This is a genomic window from Mesorhizobium sp. (genome assembly GCF_004962245.1).
Lineage (GTDB): Bacteria > Pseudomonadota > Alphaproteobacteria > Rhizobiales > Rhizobiaceae > Mesorhizobium.
On the sequence record NZ_SUHQ01000007.1, the window covers coordinates 110,156 to 122,935 of the forward strand.

10 protein-coding genes are annotated in these 12,780 nt (G+C 64.3%); all 10 read left to right on the forward strand.

Translation table 11 applies throughout. The annotated features are described in order from the left end of the window. On the forward strand, positions 1–1,128 hold the full coding sequence (gene murG / locus E5X88_RS09735) for an undecaprenyldiphospho-muramoylpentapeptide beta-N-acetylglucosaminyltransferase (RefSeq protein WP_292160749.1): 1,128 nt from the start codon (positions 1–3) through the stop codon (positions 1,126–1,128). Then, positions 1,125–2,531: a UDP-N-acetylmuramate--L-alanine ligase gene (gene murC, locus E5X88_RS09740; RefSeq protein WP_292160752.1), complete on the forward strand. Its 1,407-nt coding sequence runs from the start codon at positions 1,125–1,127 to the stop codon at positions 2,529–2,531. Before murG ends, murC begins: the two co-directional genes overlap by 4 nt. Next, positions 2,528–3,493, forward strand: coding sequence for a UDP-N-acetylmuramate dehydrogenase (murB, locus tag E5X88_RS09745; RefSeq protein WP_292160755.1), 966 nt, complete (start codon positions 2,528–2,530; stop codon positions 3,491–3,493). Before murC ends, murB begins: the two co-directional genes overlap by 4 nt. A 303-nt stretch (positions 3,494–3,796) precedes the next feature. Beyond that, positions 3,797–4,723: a D-alanine--D-alanine ligase gene (locus E5X88_RS09750; RefSeq protein ID WP_292160757.1), complete on the forward strand. Its 927-nt coding sequence runs from the start codon at positions 3,797–3,799 to the stop codon at positions 4,721–4,723. Continuing rightward, on the forward strand, positions 4,711–5,652 hold the full coding sequence (locus E5X88_RS09755; RefSeq protein ID WP_292160759.1) for a cell division protein FtsQ/DivIB: 942 nt from the start codon (positions 4,711–4,713) through the stop codon (positions 5,650–5,652). Before E5X88_RS09750 ends, E5X88_RS09755 begins: the two co-directional genes overlap by 13 nt. Continuing rightward, complete coding sequence (gene ftsA / locus E5X88_RS09760) at positions 5,649–6,956, forward strand: cell division protein FtsA (RefSeq protein WP_292160763.1); 1,308 nt, start codon at positions 5,649–5,651, stop codon at positions 6,954–6,956. The genes E5X88_RS09755 and ftsA overlap by 4 nt, the downstream gene beginning before the upstream one ends. 67 nt (positions 6,957–7,023) lie before the next feature. After that, positions 7,024–8,679, forward strand: a complete 1,656-nt coding sequence (gene ftsZ, locus E5X88_RS09765; protein WP_292160766.1) for a cell division protein FtsZ — start codon at positions 7,024–7,026, stop codon at positions 8,677–8,679. A 279-nt stretch (positions 8,680–8,958) separates the two neighbouring features. Continuing rightward, entirely contained in the window at positions 8,959–9,906 is a 948-nt protein-coding gene (gene lpxC, locus E5X88_RS09770) for a UDP-3-O-acyl-N-acetylglucosamine deacetylase (protein WP_292160768.1), read from the forward strand. Between the two features lie 216 nt (positions 9,907–10,122). Then, positions 10,123–10,992, forward strand: coding sequence for an outer membrane protein assembly factor BamD (locus tag E5X88_RS09775; protein WP_292160771.1), 870 nt, complete (start codon positions 10,123–10,125; stop codon positions 10,990–10,992). Between the two features lie 14 nt (positions 10,993–11,006). Continuing rightward, on the forward strand, positions 11,007–12,680 hold the full coding sequence (gene recN / locus E5X88_RS09780) for a DNA repair protein RecN (protein WP_292160772.1): 1,674 nt from the start codon (positions 11,007–11,009) through the stop codon (positions 12,678–12,680). Positions 12,681–12,780: the final 100 nt, after the last annotated feature.

Here is a 12,780-nt window from a genome sequence, read left to right on the forward strand (position 1 = left end):
ATGGCGAAGGGGGTCATCCTTCTGGCGGCCGGCGGCACGGGCGGGCATCTCTTCCCGGCCGAGGCGCTGGCGCACGAGCTGACCAGGCGCAACTGGACGGTGCATCTCGCCACCGACGATCGTGCCGAGCGTTTTGCCGGCCAGTTTCCGGCAGCAAGCGTCCATCCGATCAAGTCGGCGACGATGAGTTCGAAAAATCCTTTTGCGATGCTCGCAGCCTTCTGGAAAATCTGGGGCGGCGTGCGGCAGGCATCCGCCGTGATCGGCCGGATCAAACCCGCCGTTGTGGTCGGTTTTGGCGGCTATCCGACGCTGCCGCCGCTCTATGCCGCGACGCGGCGCAAGGTACCGACGCTGATCCACGAGCAGAACGCGGTGATGGGACGCGCCAACCGGGCGCTGGCCGGTCGCGTCGATGCCATTGCCGGCGGGTTCTTGCCGGAGGATTCGAGTGCCGCGGGCGTCAAGACGGTGACGACAGGCAATCCGGTCAGGCCGCAAGTGCTGGAGGCGGCGAAGACGCCCTATGTGGCGTCTACGGGCAAGCAGCCGTTCCGGTTTCTGGTGTTCGGCGGCAGCCAGGGGGCACAGTTCTTTTCCGATGCAATGCCGGCGGCGGTCGGACAGCTTTCCGACGCACAACGCAAGCGGCTTGATATCACGCAGCAGGCCCGCGCCGACGATGTGGAGCGGGTAAGGGCGGCCTATGCCACCCTTGGCGTCAAGGCCGAGGTGTGGCCCTTCTTTACCGACATGGCGGCGCGCATGGCTGCGGCGCATCTGGTGATGTCGCGGTCCGGCGCATCGACCGTATCGGAAATCGCGGTGATCGGCCGGCCGGCGCTGCTGGTGCCCTATCCGTATGCGCTCGACCACGACCAGGCCGCCAATGCCGCGGCATTGGCGGCGGCAGGTGGCGCCGAAGTGCATCCGCAATCTTCGCTTTCGTCCGAGCGCATCGCCACGCTCGTCGGGGCGCTGATGGACGATCCGGAGCGGCTGACCACAATGGCAGCGGCGGCGAAGTCGGCCGGAAAACCGGACGCGGCACGGTTGCTCGCCGATCTGACAGAGGCTATTGCGTCGAAGAAAACCGTTTCGGACTTCAGGAAGGAGACGCACGCATGAAGATGCCGCAGACGATCGGCCTTGTGCATTTCATCGGCATCGGCGGTATCGGCATGAGCGGCATCGCCGAGGTGCTGCACAATCTCGGCTACAACGTGCAAGGGTCCGACCAGGCTGAGAGCGCCAATGTGCAGCGGCTGCGCGACAAGGGCATCGAGTGCTTTGTCGGTCATCACGCCGACAACATCGGCGATGCCGAAGTGGTTGTCGTCTCGACGGCGATCAAGAAATCCAATCCCGAGCTGAAGGCCGCGCGCGAAAAACTGCTTCCCGTCGTCCGTCGCGCCGAGATGCTGGCCGAACTGATGCGCTTCCGGCAGGCGGTGGCCATCGGCGGCACGCATGGCAAGACGACGACGACCTCAATGGTGGCGACACTGCTCGAAGCCGGCGGGCTCGACCCGACCGTGATCAATGGCGGCATCATCAATGCCTATGGCACAAACGCCCGCATGGGCGACGGCGAATGGATGGTGGTCGAGGCCGACGAGAGCGACGGCACCTTCCTGAAGCTGCCGGCCGAGATTGCCGTCGTCACCAACATCGATCCAGAGCATCTCGACCATTACGGCTCCTTCGAAAAGGTGCGCGAGGCCTTTCGCCAGTTCGTCGAGAACGTGCCGTTCTACGGTTTCGGCGTCATGTGCACCGATCACCCGGAGGTGCAGGCGCTGGTCAGCCGCATCGAGGACCGGCGCGTCATCACCTATGGCGAGAACGCGCAGGCCGACGTGCGTTTCACCAATCACCGGATGGACGGGCCGACCTCGGAATTCGACGTGGTGATCCGCGACCGCAAGACCCGCGGCCAGTCGACGATATCGGGCCTGCGCCTGCCGATGCCCGGCCGTCACAACGTCTCCAACGCGACCGCGGCGATCGCCGTCGCGCACGAGCTCGGCCTTTCGGCCGAGGCGATCAGGAAGGGCCTGTCGTCCTTCGGCGGCGTCAAGCGGCGCTTCACCCGTACCGGTTCGTGGAACGGCGTCGAAATCTTCGACGATTACGGCCATCATCCGGTCGAGATCACAGCGGTTCTGAAGGCGGCGCGCGATGCCACCAAGGGCCGTGTCATCGCCATCGCCCAGCCGCACCGCTTCACTCGGCTGCATGATCTGTTCGACGAGTTTTCCGTCTGCTTCAACGATGCCGACACGGTGATGGTGGCGCCGGTCTATGCGGCAGGCGAAGATCCGATCGACGGGGTGACGTCCGAGGCACTGGTGTTCCGCATCCGCGCCGGCGGCCATCGCGACGCGCGCTACATCGAAGGCCCCGCGGCGATCGCGCCTGTTATCCGCGACCTGGCAAAACCGGGCGATCTCATCGTCTTCCTCGGCGCCGGCAACATCACGCAATGGGCTTACGCGCTGCCCGGGGAACTCGGCGGGACGGCCTCATGATGCGCGGCCAGGCGTTGATCGACAAGCTTGGCGGCCGGCTTGCCGGCCTGCGCGGCCGCATCACGCCCAATGCCGAGATGGACAAGATCACCTGGTTCCGCGCCGGCGGGCTGGCCGATGCGCTGTTCCAGCCGGCCGACGAGGACGATCTCGCTGCGTTCCTGAGGGCGGTTCCCGAAGAGATACCGCTGACCATCGTCGGCGTCGGCTCGAATCTGCTTGTCCGCGACGGCGGCATTGCGGGCTTCGTCATCCGGCTTTCGGCCAAGGGCTTTGGCGAGGCCGAAGTGATTGCGCCGACCACGATCAAGGCGGGAGCTGCCACGCCCGACAAGCGCCTTGCGGCCGTTGCCTACCAGGCCGGGATCGGCGGCTTTGATTTTTACCACGGCATTCCGGGCGCCGTCGGCGGCGCGCTGCGGATGAACGCCGGCGCCAATGGCGCCGAGACGCGCGAGCGCGTTGTCGAGGTGCGGGCGCTCGACCGCAAGGGCAATGTGCATACGCTGAGCAACGCCGATATGGGCTACGCCTATCGCCATTCGGCAGCACCTGCCGGGTTGATCTTCACGTCGGCACTGTTCGAAGGTGTTCTGGAAGACAAGGCCAAGATCAAGGCGGCGATGGATGCTGTCCAGCACCATCGCGAGACCGTGCAGCCGATCCGCGAAAAGACCGGCGGCTCGACCTTCAAGAATCCGGAAGGCACCTCGGCCTGGAAGGAGATCGACAAAGCGGGCTGTCGGGGGCTGATGATCGGCGGCGCGCAGATGTCGCCGATGCATTGCAACTTCATGATCAACACGGGAACCGCGACCGGCTACGACCTCGAATATCTCGGCGAGACAGTGCGCACGCGCGTGCTCGAAAAGTCGGGCATCCGGCTGCATTGGGAAATCAAGCGCATCGGCAATTTCCGGCCGGGGCACGAGGTCCAGGAGTTCCTCGGACAGTTGCTCTAAAGACTCACAACACAGTTTTCGCCGCCGTTTTTGCGGAAAGTGAATCTCTCGGAATCGTAAGGACTTGCCAGCGAATCAACTCTCTGATTCTCTGCCCTGAAGCGTTTCCTGATTTGAGTCGTTTCGACGCGTCACCAGCGTTTTCCGTCCAGGGGCAACCTGCCGGGAAACTCGGGGTTCGATGTTGTGGAAACCATGAGGGCAGGGACTGCTCCGAATGTTTGAGTGTGTGTGGCCCTTTCCGGGTCATGTGAGATGCAGACCCGCCGTGAGAGGGCCCGCCGTGAGAGGGAATGACGGGAAATGAGAGGCAAGCACGTGGCCGTCCTGCTGGGCGGATTCTCGTCCGAGCGGCCCGTGTCTCTGTCTTCGGGGAATGCCTGTGCCGATGCGCTCGAGAAGGAAGGCTATCAGGTCACTCGCGTCGACGTTTCGCGCGATGTCGGTTCTGTGCTCGTCGAGCTCAAGCCTGATGTTGCCTTCAATGCGCTGCACGGCCCGTTCGGCGAGGACGGCACCATTCAGGGCATCCTCGAGTATCTTGCCATTCCCTACACCCATTCCGGCGTGCTCGCCTCGGCGCTTGCCATGAACAAGGAGCAAGCCAAGAGGGTCGCCAAAGCCGTCGGCATTCCGGTCGCGGAATCGAAGGTGGTCGATCGCTTCGCCATCCAGGACAAGCATCCGATGAAGGCGCCCTATGTCGTCAAGCCGGTCAATGAGGGATCGAGCTTCGGCGTCGTCATCGTGCACGAAGGCCAGTCGCATCCGCCGCAGGTCATCGGTTCGTCCGACTGGAAGTATGGCGACACCGTCATGGTGGAGCGCTACGTGCACGGGCGCGAATTAACCTGCGCGGTGATGGGCGATGTGGCGCTCGGTGTCTGTGAGATCATCCCGACCGGGCATTCCTTCTACGACTATGATTCAAAATATGTCGCGGGCGGATCAAAACACGAATGCCCTGCAAAAATTTCACCGAATATTTACCAAAAAATACAGACACTGGCGCTCAAGGCTCACCAAGCTATCGGCTGCCGGGGCGTTTCCCGGTCGGACTTCCGTTATGATGATCGACACTCCGAGAACGGCGAAATTGTCTGGCTCGAGGTCAACACTCAGCCGGGCATGACGCCGACATCCTTGGTGCCTGAAATCGCTGCGCAGGCGGGACACTCGTTCGGCGATTTGTTGAGTTGGATGGTGGAGGACGCTTCGTGTCTGCGTTGAAGTGGGGACAGGGCAAGGGGAAGGACGCGACCGGGCCGACGCTGTTCGGCGTGCCGTTGTCGTTCGATCACTTCGTGCTGCCGCGTCTGCTTCGCCGGCCGGCGCGCGTGCTGGCGCGCCTGGGCGAGGGCGACTTCGAGGTGCCACCTTTCTCCGCGGCCATCCTGTCGGCGGCGCTGCTCGTATCGGGCAGTGCCTATGGCGCCTATCTCGGCGGGCATGTCGACGGCATCGTCCAAGGCATCACCGCCCGCGCCGGCTTTGCCGTCGAGCAGATCAAGGTGGTTGGCAACCGTGCAACCTCCGAGATCGATATTCTCGACAGGATGCAGCTCGACGGCTGGACGTCGCTGATCGGCTTCGATGCCGAAGCCGCGCGGGAACGCATAGCCACGCTGCCCTGGGTCGAGGTTGCGGCGGTGCGCAAGGTCTATCCGCACACGCTGGAGGTGCGCATCGAGGAGCGTGAGCCCTTTGCGCTCTGGCAGCAGGGCAGCGGGCTTTCCGTCATCGAGCGGTCCGGCGCCGTGATCGCGCCGTTCTCCGGCGGCAAGCAGGCATTGCTGCCGCTGATCGTCGGCACCGGCGCGCCGGCCAAAGCGCCGGATTTCCTGGCCAGGATCGAAAAATATCCAGAGCTCGCCGCGCGGGTCAAAGGCTATATCCGCATCGGCGAACGGCGTTGGGATCTGAAGCTGGAGAATGGCATCACGGTCAAGCTTCCCGAGGATGGCGTGGATCAGGCGATCGCCGATCTCGTCAGGATGGACCACGAGAACGGGCTGCTGACGCGCGACATCGCCGCCGTCGACATGCGCCTTTCCGATCGCCTCGTCGTCCAGTTGACGCCGGAAGCGGTGACGCAGCGCGAGGCCGCGCTCAAGGAAAAGCCGAAAATGCCGAAGCGCAAGCCGGAGACGAAGATATGAGCTGGCTTGGCGGCAACAGCGACGCCTCGTCGCGCCGGTCAGGCACCTTGACGGTGCTGGATGTCGGTTCGAGCAAGGTCTGCTGCGTGGTGGCCAAGCTCAAACCGCGCGATGACGGCAAGCTGCTGCGCGGGCGTTCGCATCGCATCCAGGTGATCGGCATCGGCCACCAGAAATCGCAAGGCGTGAAATCGGGCGTCGTCATCGATCTCGACAGGGCCGAGCACGCCATCCGGCTGGCCGTCGATGCCGCCGAGCGCATGGCGGGCCTGACCGTCGATTCACTGATCGTCAACATGACGGCCGGCCGGCTGAAAAGCGAAAGCTTCTCGGCAACCATCAATCTTGGCGGCCATGAAGCCGACGAGGCCGACATCAAGCGCGTGCTTGCGGCCGGCGCCAAGCAGGCGCTCCGGGCCGAGCGCGAGGTGATCCATTCGCTTCCCGTCGGCTTTTCGCTGGACGCCGAGCGCGGCGTGCGCGATCCGCGCGGCATGGTCGGCGACCAGCTCGGCGTCGACATGCATGTGCTGACCGGGGACGCGGCGCCCTTGCGCAATCTGGAGCTCTGCATCAACCGTTCGCACCTGTCGGTCGAGCGCATGGTGGCGACGCCCTATGCCAGCGGGCTTGCAGCACTGGTCGACGACGAACTCGAGATGGGCGCGGCCTGTATCGACATGGGCGGCGGCACCACGACGATTTCGGTCTTTTCGGAAGGCAAGTTCATTCACGGCGACGCCATCGCCATCGGCGGCAACCACGTCACGCTGGACATGGCCAAGGGCCTGTCGACCTCGCTCGACGCTGCCGAGAGGCTGAAAGTGATGCATGGCTCGGCGCTGCCCGGCAGTGCCGACGACCGTGACCTGGTTTCGATACAGCCGATCGGCGAGGATGGCGAGGTGCCGCTGCAGATACCGCGTTCGATGATGACGCGCATCATCCGGGCGCGCATCGACGAGACGCTCGAAATGTTGCGCGACCGGCTGAACAGGTCCGGCTACGGCAACGCGGTGGGCAAGCGCGTCGTGCTGACCGGCGGCGCCAGCCAGCTTTCCGGCCTGCCCGAGGCGGCGCGCCGCATTCTCGGACGCAACGTGCGCATCGGCCGTCCGCTCGGCGTGGCAGGCCTGCCGGAGGCGGCCAAGGGGCCGGCTTTCTCGACGCCGGTCGGGCTTCTGATCTATCCGCAGATGGCGAGCTTCGAGAGCCATCCGGCGAAAGGAATTTCTGGTCTCAGGATGACCGGAACGGGCGGAAAACTGCATCGAATGAGTCAGTGGTTGAGAGACAGTTTTTAAATTGACGGGGACAGCCCCATAGGCGGCCGCAGCGGCGAAGCGGCGGGAAAGGCAAAGGACGGAGACAATGACCATCAATCTGCAAAAGCCGGACATCACCGAGCTCAAGCCGCGTATCACCGTGTTCGGTGTCGGCGGCGGCGGCGGCAATGCCGTCAACAACATGATCACCGCGGGCTTGCGCGGCGTCGAGTTCGTCGTCGCCAATACCGACGCGCAGGCGCTGACCATGTCCAAGGCGGACCGGCTGATCCAGCTCGGCGCACATGTCACCGAGGGCCTGGGTGCGGGATCGCAGCCGGAAGTCGGGCGCGCGGCCGCGGAGGAATGCATCGACGAGATCGTCGATCATCTCTCCAACACCCATATGTGCTTCGTCACTGCCGGCATGGGCGGCGGCACCGGCACAGGGGCCGCGCCGGTCGTTGCACGTGCCGCTCGTGAGAAGGGGATTCTCACCGTCGGCGTCGTCACCAAGCCGTTCCATTTCGAGGGCCAGCGCCGCATGAAGACGGCGGATATGGGCATCGAGGAATTGCAGAAATGCGTCGACACCCTCATCGTCATCCCCAACCAGAACCTGTTCCGGCTGGCCAATGACAAGACGACCTTCGCCGACGCTTTCGCCATGGCCGACCAGGTGCTCTATTCCGGCGTCGCCTGCATCACCGACCTGATGGTCAAGGAAGGGCTGATCAACCTCGACTTCGCCGACGTCCGCTCGGTGATGCGCGAGATGGGCAAGGCGATGATGGGGACGGGCGAGGCTTCCGGCGAGGGCCGCGCCATGGCCGCCGCCGAAGCCGCGATCGCCAACCCGCTGCTCGACGAGACTTCGATGAAGGGCGCCAAGGGCCTGCTGATCTCGATCACCGGCGGCCGCGACCTGACCCTGTTCGAAGTCGACGAGGCGGCGACCCGCATTCGCGAGGAAGTCGACCAGGAAGCCAACATCATCCTGGGTGCAACGTTCGACGAAGATCTCGAAGGCGTCATTCGCGTCTCGGTGGTCGCCACCGGCATCGACAAATCGGCGGCTGAAATCGCCGCCGCGCCGATCGCCATCCGCACGGCTCCGCCAAAGCCGGTCAGCCGCCCGGCCGCTCCGGTCGCGGAAAGCCGTCCGGCGCCTGTCCAGCAGGGGAGCTACGAGCCGCGCGCCGTCGATCCCGTAGCCGAGGCGATCCAGCTTGCCGAGGCCAATGCCGCGGCGATGACGCGTCCCGCGCCGGCTGCCCAGGCGGAAGATTTCCGTCCGCAGAGCAAGATCTTCCAGGCGCCGCCGGCCCAGCCGCAGCCGATCGTGCAGCAAGCGATGCAGCCCGCGCCGCAGCGTGAAGTGCTTCAGCCGGTCGCCGCGGCACCCCAGCGCATGCCGCGCGTCGAGGACTTCCCGCCGGTGGTGAAAGCCGAAGTGGAAGCCAAGGGCCGTCCGGCCGCCGACCACGAGAACAGCGGACCGATGGGACTGCTCAAGCGCCTGACGAACGGCCTCACCCGCCGCGAAGAGGAACCTGCACGGCTGCAGCCGGCGCAGCCGCGCGAGCCGAAACTGCGCCAGGCGGCGCCCGAAGTGCGTCGCCTCGCCAGCCAGGATCCGCAGCTTTACGCGCCGCGCCGTGGCCAGTTGGACGACCAGGGCCGGCTGACGCCGCAGAGCAGGGCTGTCCAGGAAGACGATCAGCTGGAGATCCCGGCATTCCTGCGCCGTCAAGCCAATTGATCTGTTAACGGGCCGTAATAATTGTTAACAGGCAGACAAGAGATTGTTTGCCTGTTAACGCAAAAAGTTCTTTTAAAACAGGATATTACGTGACCCTTCGTGCATCTGGAGGCGGTTACAGAGAGTAAGAAACCGTGATTTGGAGTCTCCTTGCCGGATCACTATCTTCGCCTCCGACCAACGTCGGTTTGCCGGGATTCGGGGGAAGTGACCTCTGCCAGCCGATCAAATCAAGAGCCGTGCCCTTTGGGCTGATAAAGCGGACTTGGGCAGTGGGCTATGGGGTTTGTCTTGCAGGACTATCAGACGACACTTAAATCGCGTGCGACGCTGACGGGTACCGGCGTTCACAGCGGCAAACCCGTTACCGTCCATTTCCTGCCGGCAGACGCTGATACGGGTGTCGTGTTTCAGCTTTCGAGTGGAAGCGAGGGCCGTGAGTTCCGCGCGCTTGTTTCCGAAGTCGGCGCCACCGATCTGTGCACCATGCTCGGCGATCCCGCGGGTGAGCATATCGCCACCGTCGAGCATCTGATGGCTACGCTTTTCGGGCTCGGCATCGACAATATCGTCATCGAGATCGACGGCCACGAGGTTCCGATCCTTGACGGCAGCGCCATGGCGTTCGTGGAGGCCATCGACCAGGCGGGCGTCGATACGCTGCCGGTCAAGCGCCGCTACATCCGGGTGATCAAGCCGGTTCGCATCGAGAACGGTGCCTCTTGGGCGGAATTCAGGCCCTATGACGGCACGCGCTTCGAGATCGAGATCGATTTCGAAAGCCCGGCGATCGGCCGTCAACTTTTCGCATCCGATATGAACGCCGACATTTTTCGCCGCGACATCGCGCGCGCCCGCACCTTTGGTTTCATGAAGGACGTCGAGCGGCTGTGGGCGGCCGGCTATGCGCTTGGCTCCTCGCTGGAAAACTCCCTGGTGATCGGCGACGACAACCGCGTCATCAACGTGGGCGGCTTGCGCTATCCCAACGAGTTCGTGCGCCACAAGACGATGGACGCCATGGGCGATTTGGCGCTGGCCGGCGCCCGGTTCATTGGCTGCTTCCGTTCCTATCGCGGCGGCCACAGGCTGAACGCGGCAGCGCTGCGCCGCCTTCTGTCGGACCGTTCGGCGTTCGAGATCGTCGAGACGACACGCCGCGAGCGCGGTCGTACCGCCGAGATGAGCGCCGTCTATGCGCCCGTTTACGCGCCTTGGATGATCTGATTCTTAACGTTTTTCGGGCTTTATAGCCGCCGGCCTGTGTTGCAGGAATGCATCATTGGCCGGCGAAATCAGGCAAGTGTGCAGGCTGCGCCAGGCCGCCACAAAAATGTGCGATTGGCCGGAGATAGCGTTGCCGGGCATGGCGGTTATGGTTTATGGCTGCTGCCCCAGAGCGAAATGACGACTGAAATGACGCCGAAAGGGCGGAATCCAATCATGTTTTTCAAGCGAGTTGGTCAATCGGAAGCGCCGCAGCGGGCTGTTTTCCTGGCGCTTTCGGTGGTTGTTCCATCGCTGTTCCTGTCGGCCTGCATGTCATCCGAGAAGGATGTCGACCTGTCGACCTATGTCGAGCAGACCGAGCCGGCCGACGTTCTCTACAATCAGGGCCTTGCCAATCTGAATGCCGGGCGCCTGCAGGAGGCGAGCCGCAAATTCGGTGCGGTCGACCGCCAGCATCCCTATTCGGAATACGCCCGCAAATCGATGGTGATGGGCGCCTTCGCCGACTATCGCCAGGGCAACTACAGCGAGGCGATCGGTTCAGCCAAGCGCTATCTCACGCTCTATCCGACGACCGACGACGCCGCCTATGCCCAGTACATCATCGGGCTCAGCTACTACCGGCAGATCAAGGACGTCACCCAGGACCAGAAGGAAGCGCGTCAGACCGTGCAGACGATGCAGGATCTGGTGACGCGCTGGCCCGATTCGGAATATGTCGACGACGCCAAGGAAAAGATCCGCTTCGCCAACGACCAGCTCGCCGGCAAGGAGATGCAGATCGGCCGCTACTATCTCGAGCGGCGTGAATACATCGCCTCCGTCAAGCGGTTCCGCACTGTCGTGGAGACCTATTCCAACACACGCCATGTCGAGGAGGCCCTTGCCCGTCTGACCGAAAGTTACTACGCGATGGGGCTGACCTCGGAAGCGCAGACTGCCGCGGCTGTGCTCGGCACCAACTACCCCGACAGCGTGTGGTACAAGGATTCCTACAAGCTCCTGCAGACTGGTGGGCTCGAGCCGCGCGAGAGTGCCGGGTCGTGGATCTCCAAGGCCGGGAAGCTGATCACCGGCGCCTGAAGCGGCGCGTCGCCATGCTTTCCAGACTGTCGATCCGCGATATCGTTCTGATCGAGAAGCTGGACATCGACTTTTCGTCCGGCCTTTCGGTGCTGACCGGCGAAACCGGCGCTGGAAAATCCATCCTGCTCGACGCGCTGTCGCTGGCGCTTGGCGCCCGCGGCGACGCTTCGCTGGTGCGGCATGGCGCGGCACAGGGCCAGGTCATCGCCGTGTTCGACGTGCCGCGCAACCATCCTGCCCGCATGCTGCTTGCCGACAACGCCATCGAGGACGATGGCGACATCATCCTGCGCCGCGTGCAGACGGCGGATGGCCGTACCCGCGTCTTCGTCAACGACCAGCCTTCCAGCGTGACGCTGATGCGCGATGTCGGCCACGCGCTGGTCGAGATTCACGGCCAGCATGATGAGCGCGCCTTGGTCGATCCCGGCGCCCATCGCGAATTGCTGGACAGCTTCGGCGGTCATCTCGGCGCTGTCCGGGCGACCGGCGAGGCATGGCGGCACTGGCGGGCCTGCGAGCAGGAATTTTCGCGACACCGCGCCAAGGTGGAAGCGGCGGCCCGCGAGGCCGACTATCTGCGCGCCGCGGTCGCCGAATTGACGAAACTCGACCCCCAGCCCGGCGAGGAAGCCGACCTAGCCGAATTGCGTGCCTCGATGATGCGGGCGGAGAAGATCGCCTCGGAAATCCATGAGGCGCAAGATGTGCTCTCGGGCCCGTCCTCGCCCTTGCCGCAACTCGCCAGCCTGTTGCGGCGGCTGCAGCGCAAGGCGACCGAGGCGCCCGGCCTGCTCGAGGACGTGGTCAAATCGCTCGATGAGGCGATGCTGTCGCTCGACGCGGCGCAATCGGGCGTGGACGCGGCACTTCGCGCCACCGAATATGATCCGCAGCGGCTGGAACAGGCCGAGGAGCGGCTGTTTTCGTTGCGCGCCGCCGCACGCAAGCACAGCGTGGCGGTCGACGACCTGGCGCAATTGCGCGACACCATGGCGGCCGATCTCGCCGATCTCGACGCCGGCGAGGAGCGCCTGCACGGGCTGGAAAAGCAGGCCGCCGCCGCGCGCGAAGCCTATGACATTTCCGCGGCGCAACTTTCGTCGCTTCGCCATGCGGCGGCGGTCGGATTGACCAAGGCGGTGATGGCCGAATTGCCGGCGCTGAAGCTCGAACGGGCCGCGTTCATCGTCGAGATGGCAAGTGAGGCCGAGAGCCGTATGGAAGAGGGCATCGATCAGGTCGAGTTCTGGGTGCGCACCAATCCCGGCACAAGACCGGGCCCGATGATGAAAGTAGCCTCCGGTGGCGAGCTTTCGCGGTTCCTGCTGGCACTGAAGGTGGCGCTGGCTGACCGCGGCTCGGCGCCGACTTTGGTCTTCGATGAGATCGACACCGGCGTTGGCGGCGCGGTGGCGGACGCCATCGGCCAAAGGCTGGCGCGGCTGTCGAAGGGTGTGCAGGTGCTTTCGGTTACGCACGCGCCGCAAGTGGCGGCACGGGCGGCGACACATTTCCTGATCTCCAAATCCGGCGGCACTGATCGCGTCGCGACCGGCATTGCCGAGATGGACCGGGCGGCGCGCCAGGAAGAGATCGCGCGGATGCTTGCCGGGGCGACCATCACCGACGAGGCGCGTGCGGCGGCCGAGCGGCTGCTGCGGGAGAACACCGCAGCGGCTTAGGAACAAGCCGTCCGACGCCGAAACCCGGCCTTTCGGACAGAGTCAGGATATGGCTCCATCCTGCTGTTCAGGATTGATTTTCCCGTGCCCGGTCTCTCCC